This is a genomic window from Micromonospora sp. NPDC049679 (assembly GCF_040659735.1).
In the GTDB taxonomy this organism is placed as follows: Bacteria; Actinomycetota; Actinomycetes; order Mycobacteriales; family Micromonosporaceae; genus Micromonospora_I.
Genome location: NZ_JBFANZ010000015.1, coordinates 66,975 through 88,275, shown reverse-complemented (window position 1 = coordinate 88,275; position 21,301 = coordinate 66,975). Strand labels below are relative to the sequence as shown.

Annotated in this window: 20 protein-coding genes; 6 read left to right on the top strand and 14 right to left on the bottom strand. The window is 70.7% G+C overall.

What is annotated here, in order from left to right; genetic code table 11:
• Position 1 precedes the first annotated feature (1 nt).
• Positions 2 to 388, bottom strand: coding sequence for an Rv2175c family DNA-binding protein (locus AB0J06_RS12585; protein WP_357427695.1), 387 nt, complete (start codon positions 386 to 388; stop codon positions 2 to 4).
• A gap of 204 nt (positions 389 to 592) precedes the next feature.
• Between AB0J06_RS12585 and AB0J06_RS12580 the strand changes: the two genes are divergently transcribed.
• The 3 genes from AB0J06_RS12580 (at position 593) to AB0J06_RS12570 (ending at position 4,125) form a co-directional block, all read left to right on the top strand.
• Positions 593 to 1,153, top strand: a complete 561-nt coding sequence (locus AB0J06_RS12580) for a hypothetical protein (protein ID WP_357427693.1) — start codon at positions 593 to 595, stop codon at positions 1,151 to 1,153.
• 136 nt (positions 1,154 to 1,289) lie between these two features.
• Complete coding sequence (gene pknB, locus AB0J06_RS12575) at positions 1,290 to 3,263, top strand: Stk1 family PASTA domain-containing Ser/Thr kinase (protein ID WP_357427691.1); 1,974 nt, start codon at positions 1,290 to 1,292, stop codon at positions 3,261 to 3,263.
• A 1-nt stretch (position 3,264) separates the two neighbouring features.
• Positions 3,265 to 4,125, top strand: a complete 861-nt coding sequence (locus AB0J06_RS12570) for a deoxyribonuclease IV (protein WP_357427689.1) — start codon at positions 3,265 to 3,267, stop codon at positions 4,123 to 4,125.
• A 35-nt stretch (positions 4,126 to 4,160) separates the two neighbouring features.
• On the opposite strand, the gene AB0J06_RS12565 is transcribed toward AB0J06_RS12570, so the two are convergent.
• From AB0J06_RS12565 to AB0J06_RS12530, 8 genes are all read right to left on the bottom strand, one after another.
• Positions 4,161 to 4,637 (bottom strand): hypothetical protein, encoded by a 477-nt coding sequence (locus tag AB0J06_RS12565; protein ID WP_357427687.1) that lies wholly within the window; start codon positions 4,635 to 4,637, stop codon positions 4,161 to 4,163.
• A 221-nt stretch (positions 4,638 to 4,858) separates the two neighbouring features.
• A complete protein-coding gene (locus AB0J06_RS12560) occupies positions 4,859 to 5,881 on the bottom strand; it encodes a GntG family PLP-dependent aldolase (RefSeq protein ID WP_357427685.1) in 1,023 nt (340 codons plus the stop codon).
• Positions 5,874 to 7,280, bottom strand: a complete 1,407-nt coding sequence (locus tag AB0J06_RS12555; protein ID WP_357427683.1) for a class II 3-deoxy-7-phosphoheptulonate synthase — start codon at positions 7,278 to 7,280, stop codon at positions 5,874 to 5,876. The genes AB0J06_RS12560 and AB0J06_RS12555 overlap by 8 nt, the downstream gene beginning before the upstream one ends.
• Before the next feature lie 125 nt (positions 7,281 to 7,405).
• Entirely contained in the window at positions 7,406 to 7,918 is a 513-nt protein-coding gene (locus AB0J06_RS12550) for a hypothetical protein (protein ID WP_357427681.1), read from the bottom strand.
• A 139-nt stretch (positions 7,919 to 8,057) separates the two neighbouring features.
• Positions 8,058 to 9,245 carry an elongation factor Tu gene (tuf, locus tag AB0J06_RS12545; RefSeq protein ID WP_357427679.1) on the bottom strand — a complete coding sequence of 396 codons (1,188 nt, stop codon included), beginning with the start codon at positions 9,243 to 9,245 and terminating at the stop codon, positions 8,058 to 8,060.
• A 364-nt stretch (positions 9,246 to 9,609) separates the two neighbouring features.
• A complete protein-coding gene (locus tag AB0J06_RS12540) occupies positions 9,610 to 11,241 on the bottom strand; it encodes a glycosyl hydrolase family 18 protein (RefSeq protein ID WP_357427677.1) in 1,632 nt (543 codons plus the stop codon).
• A 386-nt stretch (positions 11,242 to 11,627) separates the two neighbouring features.
• Positions 11,628 to 11,852, bottom strand: coding sequence for a hypothetical protein (locus AB0J06_RS12535; RefSeq protein ID WP_357427781.1), 225 nt, complete (start codon positions 11,850 to 11,852; stop codon positions 11,628 to 11,630).
• A gap of 11 nt (positions 11,853 to 11,863) precedes the next feature.
• Positions 11,864 to 12,022, bottom strand: coding sequence for a hypothetical protein (locus AB0J06_RS12530; protein ID WP_357427675.1), 159 nt, complete (start codon positions 12,020 to 12,022; stop codon positions 11,864 to 11,866).
• A 142-nt stretch (positions 12,023 to 12,164) separates the two neighbouring features.
• Here AB0J06_RS12530 and AB0J06_RS12525 point away from each other — a divergent pair, with 142 nt between their 5' ends.
• On the top strand, positions 12,165 to 12,371 hold the full coding sequence (locus tag AB0J06_RS12525) for a hypothetical protein (RefSeq protein WP_357427673.1): 207 nt from the start codon (positions 12,165 to 12,167) through the stop codon (positions 12,369 to 12,371).
• Between the two features lie 166 nt (positions 12,372 to 12,537).
• On the opposite strand, the gene AB0J06_RS12520 is transcribed toward AB0J06_RS12525, so the two are convergent.
• Positions 12,538 to 14,169: a methyl-accepting chemotaxis protein gene (locus AB0J06_RS12520; protein ID WP_357427672.1), complete on the bottom strand. Its 1,632-nt coding sequence runs from the start codon at positions 14,167 to 14,169 to the stop codon at positions 12,538 to 12,540.
• Between the two features lie 116 nt (positions 14,170 to 14,285).
• Between AB0J06_RS12520 and AB0J06_RS12515 the strand changes: the two genes are divergently transcribed.
• Positions 14,286 to 14,921, top strand: a complete 636-nt coding sequence (locus tag AB0J06_RS12515; protein WP_357427670.1) for a TetR/AcrR family transcriptional regulator C-terminal domain-containing protein — start codon at positions 14,286 to 14,288, stop codon at positions 14,919 to 14,921.
• 245 nt (positions 14,922 to 15,166) lie between these two features.
• On the opposite strand, the gene AB0J06_RS12510 is transcribed toward AB0J06_RS12515, so the two are convergent.
• Entirely contained in the window at positions 15,167 to 18,100 is a 2,934-nt protein-coding gene (locus AB0J06_RS12510) for a M36 family metallopeptidase (RefSeq protein WP_357427668.1), read from the bottom strand.
• Positions 18,101 to 18,398: 298 nt separating this feature from the next.
• On the opposite strand from AB0J06_RS12510, the gene AB0J06_RS12505 reads away from it, so the two are divergent.
• Complete coding sequence (locus AB0J06_RS12505; RefSeq protein WP_357427666.1) at positions 18,399 to 19,010, top strand: cadmium resistance transporter; 612 nt, start codon at positions 18,399 to 18,401, stop codon at positions 19,008 to 19,010.
• Between the two features lie 283 nt (positions 19,011 to 19,293).
• On the opposite strand, the gene AB0J06_RS12500 is transcribed toward AB0J06_RS12505, so the two are convergent.
• Genes AB0J06_RS12500 through AB0J06_RS12490 form a run of 3 tightly spaced genes read right to left on the bottom strand, consistent with a single transcriptional unit; the run spans position 19,294 to position 21,061 of the window.
• Positions 19,294 to 20,421, bottom strand: coding sequence for an FAD-binding oxidoreductase (locus AB0J06_RS12500; RefSeq protein WP_357427664.1), 1,128 nt, complete (start codon positions 20,419 to 20,421; stop codon positions 19,294 to 19,296).
• Positions 20,418 to 20,786, bottom strand: coding sequence for a hypothetical protein (locus AB0J06_RS12495; RefSeq protein WP_357427779.1), 369 nt, complete (start codon positions 20,784 to 20,786; stop codon positions 20,418 to 20,420). Before AB0J06_RS12495 ends, AB0J06_RS12500 begins: the two co-directional genes overlap by 4 nt.
• Complete coding sequence (locus tag AB0J06_RS12490) at positions 20,783 to 21,061, bottom strand: hypothetical protein (protein ID WP_357427662.1); 279 nt, start codon at positions 21,059 to 21,061, stop codon at positions 20,783 to 20,785. The genes AB0J06_RS12495 and AB0J06_RS12490 overlap by 4 nt, the downstream gene beginning before the upstream one ends.
• Positions 21,062 to 21,301 lie beyond the last annotated feature (240 nt).

The following is a 21,301-nucleotide window of genomic DNA, read 5'->3' as shown; positions in this document are numbered from 1 at the left end:
CTCAGAACCCGAGCGCCTGCGCGCGGCGTTTCACCTCACGCGCGCGGTCGCCGCCGAGCGCCGCCGCGTGGGTCCCCGGAAGGGTGTCGTCGGGCAGATAGAGCCACCGCAACGCCTCTTCGTCGTTGTACCCAGCATCGTGCAGCAACGTGAGGATGCCGGGGAGGTGCTTGAGCACGGTGTGGTTCGCCACCAGCTCAGCCGGGACCCGTCGCACCGCGTCGCGGCGCACCGCGAGCAACTCCCGGTCCCGGATCATCTGGTGCACCTTGCTGATCGACACGTCGAGCCGCTCGGCGACGTCGGGCAGGGTCAACCACTCGGTCGGCTCCAGCGGAGCGGGCTGCGAGGTGTCGGCCGGCGTCCCGGCAGGTAGGGAATCGGTCACCCGATCACACTGCCATGTCGCCGCCGTCGCGTACCACCGGCACCGCCGACACGTTCCAATTGCCCCGGTCCACGTACCCCCGGTCCACCTGGCCGGATCCACATGCCCCCTGATCCCATCGCGTGTTCCGGCAGCCGGACCTGACCGGACACGCCCGTTCGTGCGGTGACCCGTCCGCCTTGGTCGCCGTCGAAAGGAACCCACGTGAGCACCTGGCAGGGCGTACGCCGAGAACTGGCGGGCGCGTGGCGCTCGCTGCGGTACGACCTGGCGCGGCGGCCGACGGCCACACGCCACCCGTACGGAAGCGCCGACTGGGCGGAAGGACGTAAGCCGCGGCGTCTGCTCGCCATGTCCGGAATCGGGATGCTGGCGGTGGTCGGCGCCATCGGAACGTACTTCGGGGTGGTCATCGGTCTGGGCGCGCTCATCTCCGATGAGGGCGCACCGGCCGAGCAGGCGCCCGTGCTGGTCCGGCCGGACCGACCGGTCACGCAGGATGTGGTCCTGACGCCCGACCCGACGCTCCATCCGGCCGTCAACGATTCGCCGGCTCCGCCGCGTCGGGCGACGCCGTCGCGGAGTCCGTCGCCCCGCCGCAGCGGCGAGCCGAACCCGAGCAGGTCGTCGCCGCCGCTCCGCCAGTCGCCGTCGCCGAGCCGGTCCAGCGTCAGTCCGTCGGCGTCGGTGACCCCGTCGCCGTCGCCGAGTTCCCCCGGCACGCCGACGGTGGAGCCCTCCTTGCCGCCGCCGACGGGCGGCTGACGACACATCCGCCCCCGATTTTCGGGATAATTGTCCCGGTCCGTGTGGCTGCGTACCGGGCCGGCGGGTTCCTCTTCCCCTGCCGCTGTGGCATCCTGTTCTGCCGTCACCCTTCCGACACATAGACTGCCTGCCGATGGACACACAGGTCGCCGACACGCTGCTGGGCTCGCTGATCGACGGGCGCTACCGCATTCGCGGTCGCGTGGCTCGTGGTGGCATGGCTACCGTCTACACAGCCATCGATGAGCGGCTCGAACGCACCGTCGCTTTGAAGATCATTCACCCGGCACAGGCCGAGGACGCGCGGGCGAGCCTCCCCGGTTTCCTGGAGCGCTTCACCGACGAGGCGAAAACGATCGCCCGGCTGACCCACCCCAATGTGGTGGCGGTCTACGACCAGGGCACGCACGCCGGCCTGCCGTACCTCGTCATGGAGTACGTGCGCGGCCGCACGCTGCGCGACGTCCTGAGCGAGCGGCGGCGACTCAACCCGGGCGAGGCGCTCGCGATCCTCGAGCAGATGCTCGCCGCGATCGCCGCCTCCCACCGGGCGGGTCTGGTGCACCGCGACGTCAAGCCGGAGAACGTGCTCGTCGCGGAGGCGCCGAGCGGAGGCGCCGGCAACCTGATCGACAGCGTCGTGAAGGTCGCCGACTTCGGGCTCGCCCGGGCGGTCGAGGCCAGCGCCGACGAGGACTCGACCGGGCCGCTGATGGCGACGGTCGCGTACGTCGCGCCGGAGCTGGTCACCAGTGGCCGCGCCGACCCGCGCACCGACGTCTACTCCGCCGGCATCGTGCTCTTCGAGATGCTCACCGGACGGGTCCCGTACGACGGGGACAAGCCGGCCGAGGTCGCCTGGCAGCACGTCGACCGGGACGTGCCGCCCCCGTCGAAGTTGGTCGCGGGGCTCCCCCCGGTCCTCGACGACCTCGTCGCGCGGGCCACCCGGCGTGACCCGGGCGCGCGCCCCACCGATGCCGGCGCGCTCCTGGCCGAGGTGCAGGTCGTCCGGGACGATCTCGGCAACGCCAGCGCCAACACCGCGGTCCTGCGCCAGGTGGCGCAGCCGACCGTCGTGGTGTCGACGGTGCGCCCCGCCGAGCGCCCCGCGTGGGCCCGGCTTCCCGACCAGAAGGAGAAGCCCCAGCCGCGCCGGCGTCGCGCGGAGGACGCGGCGGCGTCGGAGGGCGCGATCGCGCGTCTTCGGCTGGCGTGGCGGCAGATCCTGGCCGACAAGCGGGGGCGGAAGGCGGTCACCGCCGCGCTCGTGGCGATCGTCCTGCTGGCCGTCTCCGGCGGGTGGTGGCTGGGCTTCGGGCGCTACACCGTCGCGCCGGAGCTGGTCAACATGCCCAAGGCCGCGGCCGCGGCGCAGGCCGCGCGGGGCGGCTTCACCATCGCGTACGGCGAGCAGCGCTACAACGAGAAGATCCCGAAGGACGTCGTGCTGGGTCAGCAGCCGGCGTCGGGCGACCGCATCGTCAAGGGCGGCAAGATCACGCTCATCCTTTCCATGGGGCCGGAGCGCTACCAGGTGCCGGACGTGCTCGGCAAGACGCTCGACCTGGCCCAGGCCGACCTGGAGAAGGCCCGGCTGGTGGTGTCGAAGGGCCCGGACAAGTTCGACAACAACCTGCCCGCCGGCATGGTGGTGGCCATCGATCCCCCGGTCGGCACGCAGGTCAAGCCGGGCGACAAGGTCACCGTCACGGTCAGCAAGGGCAAGGCGCCGATCACGGTGCCCAACGTTGTCGGCAAGAGCATCACCGACGCGCGCGCCGCGCTGCAGCAGCTCGGGCTGGCGGCGGTGGAGGTGTACGTCCCCTCCGAGAAGACCAAGGACCTGGTCCTCGGCCAGGACCCGCCGGACGGTTCCGGGGCGGAGCAGGGCGCGCAGATCACACTGCAGGTCAGCAAGGGTCCACCGACGATTCCGGTCCCGCGCGTGATAGACATGCCGTGCGCGCAGGCGAAGCAGATCCTGGAAAGCCAGCAACTGCAGGTTCGGGTGGACTTCAACCCGAACGGGACCGTGCGCTACCAGGTCCCGGGCGAGAACACCCAGGTACCGCCCGGCACCCAGATCGCGATCGGATGCCTCTGACATGTCCCTCAACCGACCCGTGGGTTCGCACACGCCCACCTCTGGCGGCCTCGCCAAAGCGGCCCTCCCCTACGCCGACGCGGCGGAGTCCGAGGTGGTGCAGGTCTACGTCTCCAACTCCCGCGGCTGGGCGCTGCCCATGGGTAACCCCGCTCAGGACGCCGCCTTCCGGGCGGGATGCGAAGAGCGGGACATCCCGGTCTACATCCACGCGTCGCTGCTGGTCAATCTCGGCTCGCCGACCGAGGCCACGGTCGAGAAGTCGGTCGCCACGCTGACCCACGCGCTGCACCGGGGCGCGGCGATCGGCGCCCGCGGCGTGGTCTTCCACGCCGGCAGCGCGGTCGACGCCGGCCACGCCGACAAGGCGATGGCACAGCTCCGCGAGGCACTGCTGCCCGTACTCGACGCCGCGGAGGCGGCCGGCGGTCCGGCCCTGCTGGTGGAGCCGAGCGCCGGTGGCGGGCGGTCGTTGGCCGCGCGGGTCGAGCAGCTCGAGCCCTACCTGGCGGCGGTGGACCGGCACCCGCGCCTCGGCGTGTGCTTCGACACCTGCCACGCGTGGGCGGCCGGCCATGACCTGGCCAGCGAGGGAGGCATGACCCGTACGCTCGACGCGCTCGTCGCGGCGGTCGGCGCCGACCGGCTGTGGCTGGTGCACGCCAACGACTCGCGCGATCTGTGCGGGTCGACGCGAGACCGGCACGAGACGATCGGCAAGGGCAACATCGGCGAGCCCGCGTTCGCCGAGTTGATGACGCATCCGGCCACCGCCGGTGTCCCGATCGTGGTTGAGACCCCCACCGAGGGGCACGAGGGCCACGCCGCCGACATCGCCACCCTCAAGCGGCTCCGCCCCTGAGTCGCGCGGCCCGCGGCCGCGAGTCGGTTTCCGGGTCAACAGGTCGGCGCGGGTGCCTCCGATCGCGGATCCGGCTCCTCGATGCCCATCGCGGCCAGCACCTGCCGCCGGAGCGCGTCGGCGTCGGGGGTCAGGATGACCACCCGGATCACGGTTTCCAGCAGTACGGCCTCGTGGCGGTCGGTGCCGCGTCGGTAGCGCTCGCGGTCGCCCTCGACCCAGGCGGAGTGGATGCGGTGGCCGCCACCGCAGGGGGCGAAGTCGGCGTAGTAGATCCCGTAGCCGCTCCAGCTGCGGTGCAGGGAGAGCCGGTCCCCTTCGACCAGCGCCAGCCACGGCTCGTCGAGCAACTCGGCGTTGACGCCGCGTCGGATCCGTCCCCACTGTGCGGCGGTCCAGACGCGCGTCGGCGGGGCGATCGGCTCGGGGCGTCCGATCGGAATCAACCGGTAGAAGTCAGCGCGGGTGACCGGGTCGGCTTCCATCTGCGTCAGCGTATCGAGCACGCTCACCGACGCCCCTGACCGATGGTTCAGTCTCCGGAGCCGATCGGTCGTCCCCGATCGCCCGGTCGCCGACGCATTCCCGTCGATCCGCGCCGACCCGCGCTCCCCACCCCGTCGATCAAGGAATTACCCGTCGATCAAGGGTATATACACACGAATGAAGATCAAAGCGTGTGAATACGTCCTTGATCGACGCGGCAGGCCCGCCGGGCGGGGCGGCGGGTGGGTCAGCGGCGGAAGATGGTGGTGAGGACCTCGGTCGCCCGGTCCACACCGGCGTCGTCGAGATCCAGGTGGGTGACGAGTCGCGCGGTACGCGGGCCGAGCACCGACACGAACACGCCTTCGGCGCGGGCCGCCGCGCCGAGCGCCGGGGCGTCCAGCGCCGACTTGGTCAGGTCGAGCGGCACGATGTTGGTGCGGACCCGCGCCGCGTCGACGACGCCGAACGGCGCGAGCGCCTCGGCGAGCCGCGACGCCCGGGCGTGGTCGTCGGCGAGCCGCTCGATGTGGTGCCGGAGCGCGTGCAGGCCACCGGCGGCGAGGATGCCGACCTGGCGCATGCCGCCGCCCATCCGCTTGCGGATCCACCGCGCCCGCTCGATCTTCTCGGCGCTGCCGACGACGAGCGAGCCGACCGGCGCGCCCAGCCCCTTGGAGAGGCAGACCGACAGGGTGTCGAAGAGCGTGCCGTAGTCGCGCAGCGGCACGCCGTCCGCCACGTGGGCGTGCCAGATCCGGGCGCCGTCGCAGTGCAGCGCCACCCCGGCGTCGTCGGCCACGCCGCGCAGCTCACGCAGGGTCGGCAGCGGGATGACGCCGCCACCGCCCCGGTTGTGGGTCTGCTCGACGGCGATCGCCCGGGTCGGGACGGCGAAGTAGCCGTCCGGCCGGATCATGCCGGCGACCACCTCGGGGTCGATCTCGGCGCCGACCGCGGGCCAGGTCCGCGAGGAGATTCCGCCGTACGCGGCGGCGGCCCCGATCTCGTACGTCACCACGTGCGCGTCGGCGTCGCAGAGCAGTTCGTCGGCCGGCGACACGAGCAGTTGCAGGGCGATCTGGTTGGCCATCGACCCGGTGGGGGCGAAGAGCGCCGCCTCGTGCCCGAAGAGCGCGGCGACCTCGGCTTCGAGCACCGCGACGGTCGGGTCCTCGCCGTAGACGTCGTCGCCGACCTCGGCCTGCGCCATCGCGGCCCGCATCGCGGGGGTCGGCTTGGTCACGGTGTCCGAGCGGAGATCAACCACGGAGCATCTCCGCCACGAGGAAGGCCAGTTCGAGGGACTGCTGGGTGTTGAGGCGCGGGTCGCAGGCCGTCTCGTAGCGGTCGGGGAGGTGAACGTCCTCGATCGCCTGGGCGCCGCCGAGGCACTCCGTGACGTCCTCGCCGGTCAACTCGACGTGCAGCCCGCCGGGGTGGGTCTCCAGGCCGCGGTGCACCTCGAAGTAGCCGAGCACCTCGTCGACGATGCGGTCGAAGTGACGGGTCTTGTAGCCGTTGGACGACTCGTGGGTGTTGCCGTGCATCGGGTCGCACTGCCACACCACCTTGGCGCCGGCGGCGGTGACCTTCTCCACGATCGGCGGCAGGGCGTCGCGGACCTTGTGGTTGCCCATCCGGCTGATCAGCGTGAGCCGCCCCGGAATGTTGTCGGGGTTGAGCTTCTCGCACAGCTCCAGCGCCTGTTCCGGCGTGGTGGTCGGGCCGAGCTTGACCCCGATCGGGTTGGCGATCCGGGAGATGTAGTCGATGTGCGCCCCGTCGAGTTGCCGGGTGCGCTCGCCGATCCAGAGGAAGTGGCCGGAGAGGCCGTACGCCTTGCGGTCCGACACGCGGGTCAGCGCCCGGTCGTACTCCAGGGCGAGCGCCTCGTGCGAGCAGTAGAGGGTGACGGTGCGCAGCGCGTCCTCGTCCGTCATCCCGCACGCGCGGATGAACGCCAGCGCCCGGTCGATCTCCCGGGCGATCGCCTCGTAGCGCTCCCCCGCCGGAGAGTTCTTGACGAAGCCCTTGTTCCAGTCGTGCACGGCGTGCAGGTCGGCGAGGCCGCCGGAGAGGTAGGCGCGGAGCATGTTCATCGCGGCGGCCGAGTTGGCGTACGCCCGGATCATGCGCTGCGGGTCGGCGACGCGCGCCTCCGGCGTCGTCTCCAGCGAGTTGATCAGGTCGCCGCGGTAGGCCGGCAGGCCGAGCGCGTCGGTCGCCGACGAACGGGGCTTGGTGTACTGCCCGGCGACCCGGGCCACCTTGACCACCGGCAGCGAGGCGCCGTAGGTCAGCACGATCGCCATCTGGAGCAGGGTGCGGGCGTTGGCCAGCAGGTGGCTCTCGGTGTTGTCGACGAAGGTCTCGGCGCAGTCGCCGCCCTGCAGCAGGAACGCCTTGCCCTCGCAGACCAGCGCCAGCCGTTCACGCAGGTGGTCGACCTCGTAGGGGGCGACGATCGACGGCACGTTGTCGAGGACCTTGCACACCTCGGTGACCGCGTTCTGGTCCGGCCAGGGCGGGGTCTGGGCGCGCGGCATGGTGCGCCAGCGGTCCAGACCGAGGGCCTCGTCCTCGGCGGAGTCGACGGTCGGCCGGCTGGTCTGGAGGCCGGGGGTGCCCACTGCGGGGTAGCTCAACTGATGCCACTCATGGCGCATGTCCAAAAGCGTACGGCGACCGCCGGGGTGGCCGGCCGGCGAGGGGCGGCGTTCCGGTGCGTGGGACCTTGGCTGGTCAGCGGCGGTCGGGGGGCCGCGAACGGCGTGGTACGGCGGATCCGCGCTCAGGAGGCGGCAGGCGTGGGCGTCGGGGTGCCGCCGAGCTTCTCGTTGGCGATGCACCAGCCGTCCGCGTTGGTGACGGTAAACACGATATTGACCGGCACCTTCCGGCTCTTGGCGACCACGCGCGCCGAGGTGGTCACCTCGTGCTTACCGGCGACGACGCGCGCGCCGGTGACCTTCGCCTGGTCGACGGTGAACGCGGCGCTGAAGTCGCCGTTCGGGGAAGTTGCGGTCTTGTCGAACGCGGCCCGCAGCGGCTCGCACAGTTGTGCGCGCCCCTTGGCGACGTCCTTGTCGGTCATCGCCTCGAGATAGGTCTGCACGACCTGGCGGGACTCGGCGGCACCGTCGCTGACGGCCTTCGGGCTTTCCGAGTTGCCGTCGCTGACCTTCGGGCTTTCCCAGCTACCCCCGCTGGCGTTGGCGTTGCCGTCGTCCGAGCCGCACGCCGCGAGGCCGAGCGGCAGCACCGCGAGCGAGCCGATCAGGGTGACGGCAGGCAGGGTACGCATTCGCATGTCGCTCCTCTCCGTCTGTGACCGGTACGGACCGCACCGGTCGACCGAGTCTCACACATAGATCGTTACGCACCGGTGAACCCCATCCGCACGGAAGGACCCCTTCATGGGAGAAGGAGCCCTTCCGCACATCTCAGTCCAGCAACTCGGTCACCGTGCCGGCGGCGACCGTACGACCGCCTTCGCGGACCGCGAAGCCGAGCCCGACGTCCATCGCGACCGGCCGGCCGAGCTCGACGGTGATCGACACTGTGTCGCCGGGCGCCACCTGGCTGAGCGGTCCCAGCTCGACCGCCCCCACCACATCCGTGGTGCGGAAGTAGAACTGGGGCCGGTAGTTGGCGGCGAACGGCGTGCGCCGCCCGCCCTCGGCCGCGGTCAGCGCCGAGAGTCGCGCCGCGAACCGGCGGTGCGGCCGTACGGTGCCCGGCAGCGCCACCACCTGGCCCCGCTGCACCTGCTCGCGGCGGACCCCGCGCAGCAGCACCGCGGCGTTGTCCCCCGCTTCGGCCACCGGCAGCGACCGCCCGAAGGTCTCCAGCCCGGTCGCCACCGTGGACAGCGTCGGACCGAGCCCGACGACCTCCACCGGGTCACCGACGCGCAGCGTGCCCCGCTCGATCGCGCCGGTGACCACGGTCCCGCGCCCGGAGATGGTGAGCACGTTCTCGATCGGCATCAGGAACGGCCCGTCGAGCTGCCGCGGCGGTAGCGGGACGTGGCGGTCGACCGCGTCGAGCAGCTCGACGACCGAGCCCACCCACCGCGGGTCGCCCTCCAGCGCCCGCAACGCCGACACCCGGACCACCGGCACCTCGTCACCGGGGAAGCCGTACCCGGTGAGCAGTTCGCGCACCTCCAGCTCGACCAGGTCGAGCAGGTCCGGGTCGTCCACGGCGTCGGCCTTGTTCATCGCCACGACCAGATGGGGTACGCCGATGCGCCGGGCGAGCAGCACGTGCTCCCGGGTCTGCGGCATCGCCCCGTCGAGCGCGGAGACGACCAGGATCGCGGCGTCCACCTGCGCCGCCCCCGTGATCATGTTTTTCACGTAGTCGGCATGGCCGGGCATGTCCACGTGCGCGTAGTGCCGCGTCGCGGTCTCGTACTCGACGTGGGCGATGGTGATGGTGATGCCGCGGGCGACCTCCTCCGGCGCCCGGTCGATGCCGTCGAACGCGACGAACCGGTTGGCGGCCGGGTCGCGGTCGGCGAGGACCTTGGTGATCGCGGCGGTCAGGGTCGTCTTGCCGTGGTCGACGTGCCCCATCGTGCCGATGTTGAGGTGCGGCTTGCTCCGTACGAACTGGCTCTTGGCCATGATGCGTCCTCAAAGGAGAGACGGTTGGCGGACGACGTACGCGGCCGGGGCGCCACCCCTGAGTCGACCGCGCCAGAACCGCGCGTCCGGACACCACGATCAGGTGGCGCCGGGAATCCGGGCCACCCTCCTCCGTGGGTTCTGCTGGTCCGGGAGGAGGGTCAGCCTCGCGCGCCGTTATCCAGCCGTCCCACGCACACGGCGACGGCGCCGGGCAGGCAGGTGCCTGCGGGGCGCGCGAATCCAACCGTGGCGAACATGCCGATCACGGTAGCCAGGAGCGTCGATCCGGGCCACCGATATACGCAGCGGGGCGGGGAGCCGGCAACGCCGACTCCCCGCCCCTGCCTGCGGCTGCGTTGGCTCAGCCGAGGCCGTTCTTCACGGCCGTGATGAGCTCGCCGTTGGCCGTGTCGCCGGAGAGCTCCCAGAAGAAGGAGCCACCCAGACCCTGGTTGTTGGCGTACGTCATCTTGCCGTTGATGGTGCTCGGGGTGTCGTAGCTCCACCAGTTGCTGCCGCACTTGGCGTACGCCGTTCCGGCGATGGTGCCGGTGGCCGGGCAGCTGTTCTTGAGGACCTTGTAGTCCTCGATGCCCGCCTCGTACGTGCCGGGCGCGGCGCCGGTCGCCGTGCCACCCGGTGCGGCCTGGGTCACCCCGGTCCAGCCACGACCGTAGAAGCCGACGCCGAGCAGCAGCTTGCTCGCCGGCACACCCTTGCTCTTCAGCTTCTGGATGGCCGCGTCGGAGTTGAAGCCCTGCTGCGGGATCCCGGCGTACGACGTCAACGGCGAGTGCGGCGCCGTCGGGCCCTGGGCGTTGAACGCGCCGAAGTAGTCGTACGTCATCGGCATCAGCCAGTTGAGGTTGTTGACCGCACCGGCGTAGTCGGTGGCGTCGATCTTGCCGCCGTTGCTGCCATCCGCCGTGATGGCGGCGGTGACCAGCGCGGACGAGCCGAACTTGGCCCGCAGCGCCCCGATCACGTTCTTGAACGCGTTGGGTCCGCTGGTGTCGCACTGCAGCCCGCAGGCGTTGGGGTACTCCCAGTCGATGTCGATGCCGTCGAAGACATCGGCCCAGCGCGGGTCCTCGACGAGGCTGTGGCAGGAGTCGGCGAACGCCGCCGGGTTCTGCGCGGCCTGGGTGAAGCCGCCGGACCAGGTCCACCCGCCGAAGGAGTAGATCACCTTCAGGTGCGGGTACATCTTCTTGAGCTTGCGGAGCTGGTTGAAGCTGCCGCGCAGCGCACCGGCATCCCAGGTGTCGGCGACGCCGTCGACGCTGTCCGCCGCCGTGTACGCCTTGTCGTAGTCGGCGTAGCTGTCGCCGATGCTGCAGCGGCCGCCGGTGGTGTTGCCGAAGGCGTACAGGATGTGGGTCAGCTTCGCGGCCGAGCCGCTCGTGTGGATGTTCTTGACGTGGTAGTTACGCCCGTAGACGCCCCACTCCGCGAAGTAGCCGACGACCTTCTTGCCGCCGGTCGGCGGGGGCGTGGTCGGGGGCTGCGTGGGCGGGGTGGTCGGCGGCTGCGTCGTCGGCGGGGTGGTCGGTGGCTTGGTCGTGGGCGGCGTCGTGGCCGGCGGCGGGGTGCCGCCACCGCAGGAGGCGCCGTTGACCGTGCAGTTCGCCGGGGCCTTGAAGCCGCCGGTGGCGTTGTAGCCCCAGCTGAACGAGGCGCCGGGGGCGAGCGCGCCGGCCCAGCTCTTCTTGACCGCCACGTAGTGGTTGCCGCTGCTGGTCACGTCGGCGTCCCAGAAGCTGCTGATCGTGGTGCCGGCCGGCAGGTCGAACTCGATCCGCCAGGTGCTCACGGAGGCGTCCGAGCCGTTGGTGACGGTCACCTTCGCCTCGTGGCCGGTCCCCCAGTCCGACGCGGCGGCGAAGGTGGTGGTCACGCTGCCCGCGCCGAGGGCCGCGGTGACGGGTACGGCGGCGACCGCGAGCGCGACCGCCGCACCGGCCCACAGGGCGCGGCGGAGGGATCTCTTCATGTGGCGTCTCCCCAAACAGTTAGGAAACTTTCCAGAAACGTAGTGAGACGCTACTCAGAAGTTCATCGCCTCGTCAAGATGTCTATATTTCGATCTACCGGACACGTGCCCGTGTTGGGGTTGGGCAAGTGATCTCGTCGGGCGTCAGCGTGTATGAGCGTCCCGCGATCTGATCGACACGGCGGACACGGAGGGCCAAGGAGATCCTGTCAGCAACCTGATCGGTGCCGGTCAGGGAAAGCAACGCGACCCGAACTGAATGGTCTACCCCCGCGAAAATCCCGTATAGATCCAGAACGGCCGCACCTACGGCCATCCACACGACGGAATTGCCGCATCGACCGATGGTAATCCGGTATGAGACGTGAGCCCGATTCGCGGCGCGGTCAGCTTGCGAAGAGAGCACCGGGCGGGAAGTCGCCGCTTTCGCGCCACGCCTTTTTGATCTTCGAGGAGATTGCTCCGGCGGCGGCGTCGAAGTTGCCGTCCTCCGCGCGCACCTCCCACGTCTCCTTGTCGATTACCAGCACACGATTGAAATCCCTGTCGAAGCCGAACTCATAGCGCACCTCGCCGGGCCCATCCACCAGCTTCCGAGCGGTCACCATCATGCCCACTGCCGTTACCCCCAGGGCTCCGCAAAGTCTTCGAACGTCGGATCAGGAATCTGCCGTTGCCAGTTGGACATCTCGTTGGCCGCCGCGTGCGCCTCCTGATAGGTAGCGCCCGGATGATCGCGATAGTAGCGAGATTCGGCCAGCTCATGCTCCAGCAGCGTCACGTCCTGGGGCAACTGCCTACCGCTTCTGAGGCGCAGCCACGCGTCGGCCGCACAGGAACTGCGGGCACGCTCCGCCGAAGAAGACTCGCTGGTCGTCGGTAACGTCGTGTGGCTCTATCGCGAGGGGTCCGCGGCAGGCGAGGTGACCGTCGCCGGCACGACTGAAGGCGACGATCGGCTGCGACGGATCTGGGTGGAGCTTGCCGGCAGCGACTACGAGACGGCGGTTCGCGCCCATCAGGAGATGCTGCAGGTTTCCGTGCGCGGAGACATCGTCCGGCGCGGCACACGGTCCTATCTCACTCGCGCGAGCGGCTTCCAGAGCATCCCGGAGCCGACCGATCCTTGATCGGGCACCTTGATCAACAGTTCGCGTTCGACACCGCGAGAGCCCTGACCCGGTCCAAGCCACCCATGGCGTGCCGGCCATCGCCGCGTGACAGTCGTCGGCCGCGCCCGCCGCGTCAGGTCGGCAGTGGCCGGGGGACGGCGCGGAACGCCGCCCCCGGCGTACGTCAGATCCGGAACCCGGCAACCAGCTGCTGCAGCTCGCTGGACATCTGCGCCAACTGCTCCGCGGCCTTGCGGGACTCGCCGACTCCGAGACTGGTCGCCCCGGCGGCCGTCGCGACGTTCGTGACGTTCTGAGCGATCTCGGTGGTGCCGCTCGCGGCCTCCGCGACGTTACGGCTGATCTCGCTGGTCGTCGCGGTCTGCTCCTCGACCGCGGAGGCGATAGTGGACGAGTAGCCGTCGATCTTGTCAATGACCTCGGCGATGCGCCGGATCGCCTCCACCGCCGCCTGCGCGTCGCCCTGGATCGCCCCGATCTTCCCGGAGATGTCCTCGGTCGCCCGCGAGGTCGCCTGCGCCAGGTCCTTGACCTCGCTGGCGACGACGGCGAAGCCCTTGCCGAGCTCGCCGGCGCGGGCCGCCTCGATCGTGGCGTTGAGCGCCAGCAGGTTGGTCTGCTCGGCGATCGAGGTAATCAGCTTGACCACGTTCCCGATCTCGCCGCTGGACTCGCCGAGCTTGGTCACGGTCGCGTTCGCGGACTCCGTGACCTCGACCGCGGTCTGGGCCACCCTGGCGGCGTCGGTCGCGTTGTTGGCGATCTCGCGGATCGACGCGCCCATCTCCTCGGCGCCGGCCGACACCGTCTCCACATTGCGCGAGACCTGCTCCGCGGCGGCCGCCACCGCGCCGGCCCGCCCGCTGACCTCGTCGGCGCTGCCGGCGATCTGCGTGCTCACCGCGGACAGCTCCTGGGCGGCGCCCGCGAGCGTCTCGCTGTTGCCGCCGATCCGGCCGATGGCCTCCCGCAGCCGGTGCGTGGCCGTGTCGAGCTGGCCGGCCATGCGGCCGACCTCGTCGCGCTGCCGCACCCCGGCGCTGCGCGTGAGGTCCCCCTCGGCGAGGCCCTCCGCCACATGTGCCACCTTGCGGACCGCCTCAACGATCATCCGGGCGATGTAGAGGCCGAACACCAGCGCGATCAACACACCGGTGACCAGGACCACGATCGTCGTGGTGCGGGCCGACGAGTACGCCGCGCGCGCCTTGTCCAGGCGCCGCTTCGCGTCGACGCTCTCCGCATCGGCGATCTGCTGCGCGGTCTCCGCCGCCTTTTGGGCATGCGGCGCGGCAACCTCGTCGCGGATCTTCGAGAACCCGGCCATGTCGTCCCGCCGGCTCGCCGGCAACATCTGTTCGTCGCGGACCTTCGCGTAGTTCGCCCACGCCTCACGCACCTGCGGAACCAGCTGGGCCACCGTGGTGTTCGACGCGTACGCGTCGAGGTCGGTATTGAGCTGGTCGTCCAGCTTCCGGATCGTCTCCTCGTACGTGTCCTTGTCCTCGTCGGACAGCGCCACGGCGTGGTTGAGCACGTTGCGGCGTCCCTCGGCGATGTCCAGCATCACCTTGTCGATGCGCTGGACGGGCAGCAGGCCGCTCTCGTAGACCTGCGTGACCTCGTCGTTCAGTTGGCTCATCCGGTTGACCGACAACACGCCGATGGTTCCAGCGACCGCCGTCATCACACCAATGATCAGCAAAATCTTTGTGTTGAGCGAACGATCGCCGATCAGGCGTGCCAGGAGCCCGCGTGCATGGCGATCGGGCGGTGTGGAGAAGTGAGCGGACATGGCATCACCTTTGGTGGAGGTACGGGGTCGGGGCGCGCCCGAGGAATTGATTCGCCCGTACCGTCGGAAACGTACGCCGTACGTTTAGGAATTTCGGTTGTACAGAAAGGGTCGATATGGCCGTACGGCGACTGACCGAACGTTCCATCGCGTCCGCCGCGCTCACCGTCATCGACGCCGAGGGCATCGACGGCCTGACCATGCGCCGCCTCGCCACCGAACTCGGCACCGGACCGATGGCGGTCTACCACCACTTCCCCGACAAGGACACGGTGCTGGAGGCGGTCACCCAACTGCTGTTCGGCGAGGTCGAGCCGCCCGCCGCCACGCTCGACTGGCAGGCGGTGATCCGACACATGATGTGCGCGCTACGGCGCAGCGCGCTGCGGCACCCGAACGCCGCCCCGCTGATCGGACGCTTTCCGCCCCGTACCCCGGATGCGCTCGCCTTCGTCGAGGGCGGCTTCCGCGCCCTGCGCGCCGCCGGATTCGACCCCGCCGAGACCGCCCGCGCGTACCGGATCGTCACCGCGTACGTCCTGGGCAGCCTGCAGTTCGAGCTCCGCGACTACTTCGGCAGCCACCCCGCGGCCCAGCCGCCCGAGGGCTCGCTGAACGAGGTCTCCGTCGGCCGACTCCTGCCCACCGTCCGCGAGGTCGGCGCGGAACTCGCCAAGCAGGACCACGACCAGCAATTCGAGTACGGGCTGCGCGTGCTGCTCGCCGGCCTCGCCAGCACCTGCGACGGCTAGTACGGCAGCCGCCGTGTGAGATGCCGCTGGGGAGGTGTCCCTAGGGGTTCTGTCAAGCGGCGGGGATCTGCTCGCTCCGTGCGCCCGTCGCCGCCGCCCTGCTCACAGCCGCTCCTCACGCCGAGTCGTTGGCCGGAGGCCAGCTCTCGAGCCGACGGATGTTAGTTCGGGCCAGATACGAGAGCTCGGACGGCGCAGGGGGCGCACCTTCCGGTACGCCCCCTGGCCTTATCCCGTTCGTCGGGTTACTTGGCGAACGCCTGGAACTCCGCCACGCGCACGTTCAGCGCCTGTGGGCTCGCCGTCGTGCAGTCGGTGTTGGCGCGCGGGTCGGCGTCCTGCTCGCCGGCGTAGTCCGGGGCCCCGGTGCACTGGTTGGTGACCACCTCGAACCGCAGGTGGGTCGCCGTGGTGCGGGGGATGTCGAACGACCGGATGATCAGCTCCGGCGCCCGGGGGCGTGGCGCGACCGAGGGGAACGCGTCGACCGGGCTGGTGTAGACCGGGCGGAAGTCGGCCGTGGCCGAACAGGTGACAGCACCCTTCGCCTCGCAGGCGAGGACCCGGAACTGCCGCAGCGCGGAGAACCGGCTCTGGTTGCCGTTGTCGGCGTCGGTCGGAATCGTCGGCCTCAGCATCGCGCTGACCTGGACCCGACCCACCTGCTGGGCGCCACCGGCCAGGTCAACCGTCACCTGCTTGCCCGCGACCGGACTGTTGAGCGACGCCCAGTTCGTCGCCTCATCGTCGTCGACGACCTTGTCGAGGTTGATGCCGTCACCGGAGACTGCTGCGCCGGCCGCGCCCGAGGCCAGATTGAGGCGCATCTCCACCGGAAGGTCGCGTACCTGGCCGGCCTTGACGGTGACCGGGCCGAGCCGGACATGTCCGCGTCCCGGCGCCCGGGCGACGAACTCGTACGTGCCCGGCACCAGCTTGACCTCGCCGGTCAGCGCGGTCGCCGGATCCGTGTCGGCCACCGGCACCGCCCGGGCCTGGTAGTCGCCGACGAACAACTGCGCACCCGCGATGGCCGCACGGTCGCCCACCGGCCGGAACCGCACCGTCGCCTCCTTGGCGTGCGGCGACGCGAAGCTCGGCACCGGGTCGACGTCGGTGTGCCCGATGCTGCTGGCGCCCTCGCCGAGGCCGCGCTGCGCGAACGCGTTCCAGAGCAGGTCCTGGTTCGCTCCGCCGAAGCGGATCCGGTCGGCGGCGAGCATCGCGTCCCGAGCGTCGACCATGCTGACCTGACTGACCGCCATCAGCAGGAACGAGTCGAACACGAGCTGAATCCAGCGCCGGTTGCCGGGGCAGGCGGTGACCGGGACGATGCCCTTCGCGCACGCCTTCTGCAGGAGCGAGTTGCCGGCGCCGTAGCGCCGCATCATCGCGCTGCGGATGTCGACGTTGGTGGCGCTCCACACCTCGCCCGAGGCGTGCACCTGCAGCCCGACGAAGTCGTAGTCGATGTGGCTGTAGTTGAGCGGGCTGACGCTCATGTTGTAGTTGCGGATGCCGGCGCCCGCGTCGCCGGTGGCGTACTCGCCGATGGTGAAGCCGCGGCGGCCCGCCGGGGCGTACCCGTGCTCGTAGAGGTACTCCATAGCGAGCTGGTCGGACCAGCTCTCGCTCATCCCCTGCGGCGAGCTGACCCCGGCGCTCGGGCCGGCGATCATCCGGTTGGTGATCGCGTGGGTGTACTCGTGGGCGATGACCGACATGTCGTAGTCACCGTCCACACAGGGGGCGTAGAAGGAACCGGCGATCGGCTGCCACAGGTACATGTTGGTGATCGGAGCGACGCCGTCGGGGAAGGTGATCTGGTTGGCGTTGTCGCGGGCCGCGAAGTCCGGCGGCCCGCCGCTGACCCCACCGGCCTGCGCGTTGCCCTGCTCCGGGTCGTTGCCGAGGCCGCCCCGGCCGGAGTTGTCGTTCTGCATGTTCCAGGTGGCCTCGGTGAAGCCGAGGTGGTAGGACCAGTCGTGCATGCGGTTGTGCATGGCGAACAGGTTGGCCCGGGCCGCGTCGAGGTCGTTGCGCTGAGGCGAGTTGAACACCTCCGGGTTGCACTTCTGTTCGTACCACTGGTTCGTCCACGGGTACCGGTAGTCGCGGTTCGGCCGCGCGGTCGCCGTCTCGGTGCCGACGGTCAACGCGTCGTTGCTGAACCAGTTGTGCACCGCGATCGCGTTGTTGCCGCGGGTCGTGTTGGTCGACTGGCCGGTCACCGGGTCGACGTCCCAGGGCAGCGGCGAGGCGGAGGTGCGGACCACCTCGTCACAGCCCGGTCTCGGCGCGAAGCACCAGCGGTCCCGGGTGTCTTTCGACGAGTAGTCGGTCGACGGCGAGTTGGGGAAGACCTCCCACTCCGGGTTGTCGCCGTGGTGGTCCACCAGGTTCTCCCGCACCAGCACATCTCCGTCGCGCCCGTCGACGTAGCTGGTGAAGGCTTCCGGCTCCGCACCGGACAGGTCGGCGCCGAGCACGACCTGATAGGCCGCCCGGGGGCCGCGGTCGGCGGTCGGCACGGCCACCAACTGGGTACGGAGGATCCGCGCCGCAGGCAGGCCGGCGTCGCTCCTGGCGATCTCCTCGGCCCGCGTCTGCGACAAGGTCGCCGGTGCGGGCGCCGCGCCATCGCGGGCCAGCGACGAGGAGACGTGCCAGACGGTCCCCTTACGCAGTCCGACGGAGAGGATGCCGTCGACCGCCGCCGGGAGATCTCCGAAGCGTTGCCGGAACAGGACGGTGGCACCCTCGCCCATCGGCGCGACGGTCAGCAGCTCCAGCGACTGGGCGCCGTCCGCGGAGAGGCCCAGCAGCTCGCGGTTGGCGTCGACGTAGGCGCGGGCGCCGGCGACGGGCTCGGCCGGTAGGCCGGTCGCCAGAGGCTTGCCGGTGGAGGTGAGCGTCGAGGGCGTGCCGAACGAGGTCCAGCGGGCCCGGGCGCCGAGCGCGTCGGCCCGGTCCCGCTGCCGCGCCGTGGGCGACACCCTGCCCTTGCGGTTGTCCCTGCTCTTGTCCTGGGCATGGTCGCCCGGGACTTGTACTGGCTCGGCTTCGGCCGCCGGTCGGCCCCCTGGTGCCGCCTGGCTGCCGGATCCGGCGGCCAGGACCAGCGCGGCTGCGACCAGCAGCGCTGTGGTCCCGGCGGACGCACGCGATGGTGTGCGCACGATGCCTCCTTGGTTGATCGACTGATACCGTTCTGGCATCCGATCAGGAACCGTCGCCGTCGCGACATGGGTCGAACATCTAAATATGCATGCATCCCCATGCGTCGACGTCGGATACGCGCACCGAAAATCAACGATCGGCGCCCGTGTTACCCGACAACCGGGGGCAGTCCCCGTCGAGCACCAGGCCGCGTCCGGCCGCCGCTCCGTCTGCACGGGCACCGTCGACGCGGCGCACCGCGCTGGTCACCCGCGGTAGCCGCGAAGGCCACGGACCACCGAACTAGAGTCCTCGATCATGGGAGATGCGCTCGGAACCATCGGGGCCGCGGTGGCCGTGTTCGCCGGCACCAACATCGACGACATCATCGTGCTCACCGTGCTCTTCCTGTCCTTCCGAGCCACCGGCAAACCTCGCCCCTGGCAGATCTGGACCGGTCAGTACGCCGGCGTCGCCCTGCTCGTCGCCATCTCCGCCGTCGCGGCCCTCGGCCTGACCATCGTCCCCGACCGGTGGGTCGGCCTCCTCGGCCTGATCCCCTTCGCCCTCGGCGTCAAGGGACTGATCGCGGCGATCCGCAGCCGAGGCGACAACGAACAACCCTCGCCGGCAGTCGCGACCGGGCTAATCTCGGTCGCCGGGATCACGATCGCCAACGGAGCGGACAACATCTCCGTCTACACCCCCATGTTCCGCACCATCGGCCTGACCAACAGCCTGATCACCGTCGCCGTGTTCACCATCGGGATCGCCGCCTGGTGCCTAGCCGGCTCCTGGCTCGGCTCGCACAAGAACGTCATCACGGTGGTCGAGCGCTACGGACACTGGATCGTGCCCGGCGTCTTCATGCTCATCGGCGCCGTGATCATCCTCGAGTCCGGCGTCCTCACCGGGACCGGCACTCACTGAGCACCATCGGCGCGGGCGACACGACAGTAAGCCCAACAAAACCCGCTTCAGGGCTTGCACAGTTCAGTAAAGGTATCCGTTGAGGAGCTCGGCCAGTGGCGCGAGCCGCACCTGGCGATACTTAGCGACCCGCTCCACGCTGCGGTAGGGCGACGGCTACGTCGAGCCAGGTTCTACAGATCGAGGTAGGCGCGACCATCGGGCGCAGCCGCGCTACGGCGATGATGCTGCGTTCTGGCCCGTACAGCCCAATGGCGTCGGAGTGAGCCGGCCGCACGCGCTACTACTGCGGTACGTCGCCATCCGGCTCCTCCTCGAAAGCGTCCGGCAGGTACACCTGATCCGCTGGCACCCCGGCCGCCGTCAGTCGGGCCCGCGCGTCCGCGACCATCGCCTCCGGGCCACAGACGTACACGTCATGGTCGTCCCAACGCCCGCGCGTCAGCGCCATCCACGTCGCGGTCCCGCGCTCGCGCGTGCGCACGAACGCGTCGTCGGAGAACGCGACCAGCATGGTCAGCCAGGGATGGGCGCGCTGGAGTGCGTCGAGCGTGATCGAGTCGTACAGCTCGTCGAGGGTGCGCGCGCCGACGACGAGCGTGATCCGACGGTCGGCGGGGTTGCCGGCGGCGAGCTGCTCGACCAACGCCCGCAGCGGCGCCAGCCCGGTGCCGCCGGCGATGAGCAGCAGGTCGCGGCGGGGCGGCCCGTCGAGCGTCAGGCCGCGCCCGGCCGCCGGGCCGAGCCGCACGATCTCACCGGGGCGTACGTCGTGGACGAGCGCGCCCGACACCTGCCCGCCGTCGACGGCCCGCACGTGCAGCTCGATCGTCTCGTCGGGGCGCGGGGCGTTGGCCGGCGAGTACCACCGCCACTGCCCCGGCCGACGCTCCGTGTGCAGCGGGATCGCCTGGCCGGGCCGGAAGGGCAGGCGCGGCTCCGGCCGTACCGTCAGGATCGCGATGCCCGTCGCGGGCCGCTGGTGGCCGACGACCTCGGCCGGCCACCAGGCCGGGCCGCCGTCGCCCGCGTCGGCGGCGGCACGAATCAGCGCGAGGCTGGCCGACTGGTACGCCCGCTTCCACTCCTCCGTCAACGTCGGCGTCCACGATGGACCGAGCTGGTACCGAAGCGTCTCCAGCAGCGCCTCGCCGATCATCACGTAGTGCGCCGGCAGCAGCCCGGCCCGGCGGTGGACGCGGGCCAGCACGGTCCGCAGCGCCGCGCGGGTCGCCGGGGTGCCGATGCGGGCGGCGAGCTGACCGAGCGCCGCGAAGAGTTCGCCGCGCTCCCCCGGCGGAATGAGCACCGGCAGCCCCCGATGGCAGCCCTGCACCGCAGCGCAGAACTGACAGGCGGCCTGGTCAGCGGCGGCGCTCACGGTCGCCCAGCTCTGCCCGAGCCGGGTCACGGCGTCGTCCCGTCGGCGAAGGCGCGCGCGACGGCGGCGATTCCCGCGGCGGGCAGGTCCATCGCCCACAGCACCCCGGCCAGATAGTCCAGCACCCGGCGGTGATGCCCCTCGCTCAACCCCAATCCCTGCCACGCCTCGGTCACCGGGCGCGCGATGTCGCCGGTCGACCCACCCAGCGCCGCCGTCAGCAGCAGCGCCAGATGCCCGGCCAGCCGCGACACCTCCACCCCGACCAGGTACGGCGCCAGCTCGGCGTCCGCCGCCACCAGCCGCAGCCACCACCTGACCGCGTCCCGCACCCCGGCTGCGCCGCCCAACCGGTCGAACCACTCCGCCGTCATCGGGTACGCCCGCCCGGTCATGCCCACGGCGACGCGTCCGGGTCGCCTTTGTCCGCCAGCTCCCCGATCCGCTCCGCGGGAACCTCGGCCGCGAGCAGCACCCGCCAGCCCCAGCGCGCCAGCCGGCACGGATGCGGCGCCCGGTCGTTGCGGCAGATCGTGCCGGCCGGCCACTCCTCGGCGGCGTGCACCACGACCGCGCGTACAGCCAACCGCGCATCCTCGTCCGAGACGGGCTCGACCACCGGGAACTCCCCCAGCGCGTCCCCAATCGGATCCACCACTAGCACCGCCACGATCCGCCTCCCTGAAGTCGACAATGGAGCGGCACCGAGGCGGGCGGGGTCGACTCTCCTGGGGTGGGGAGCAGGAGGCTGCCGGAGCCCGGCACCCGCCCCGGGCCGTGCCTCGATCGTGGGGCGGATGCTGTACGGGCAGAATGACGGGACGCTGATGCGACATATACGCACGGCGCATAGGTTGGATAGCCTTGCTGCGTTCTATCAGCGCTCCACTGATGTTCGAGGTACGCGATG

Coding starts and splice junctions, on each gene's coding strand:
- pknB (WP_357427691.1), top strand. CDS start 1,290: ATGGACACACAGGTCGCCGACACGCTGCTGGGCTCGCTGATCGACGGG.
- AB0J06_RS12570 (WP_357427689.1), top strand. CDS start 3,265: ATGTCCCTCAACCGACCCGTGGGTTCGCACACGCCCACCTCTGGCGGC.
- AB0J06_RS12555 (WP_357427683.1), bottom strand. CDS start 7,280: ATGCGCCATGAGTGGCATCAGTTGAGCTACCCCGCAGTGGGCACCCCC.
- AB0J06_RS12550 (WP_357427681.1), bottom strand. CDS start 7,918: ATGCGTACCCTGCCTGCCGTCACCCTGATCGGCTCGCTCGCGGTGCTG.
- tuf (WP_357427679.1), bottom strand. CDS start 9,245: ATGGCCAAGAGCCAGTTCGTACGGAGCAAGCCGCACCTCAACATCGGC.
- AB0J06_RS12540 (WP_357427677.1), bottom strand. CDS start 11,241: ATGAAGAGATCCCTCCGCCGCGCCCTGTGGGCCGGTGCGGCGGTCGCG.
- AB0J06_RS12535 (WP_357427781.1), bottom strand. CDS start 11,852: ATGATGGTGACCGCTCGGAAGCTGGTGGATGGGCCCGGCGAGGTGCGC.
- AB0J06_RS12520 (WP_357427672.1), bottom strand. CDS start 14,169: ATGTCCGCTCACTTCTCCACACCGCCCGATCGCCATGCACGCGGGCTC.
- AB0J06_RS12515 (WP_357427670.1), top strand. CDS start 14,286: ATGGCCGTACGGCGACTGACCGAACGTTCCATCGCGTCCGCCGCGCTC.
- AB0J06_RS12505 (WP_357427666.1), top strand. CDS start 18,399: ATGGGAGATGCGCTCGGAACCATCGGGGCCGCGGTGGCCGTGTTCGCC.
- AB0J06_RS12495 (WP_357427779.1), bottom strand. CDS start 20,786: ATGACCGGGCGGGCGTACCCGATGACGGCGGAGTGGTTCGACCGGTTG.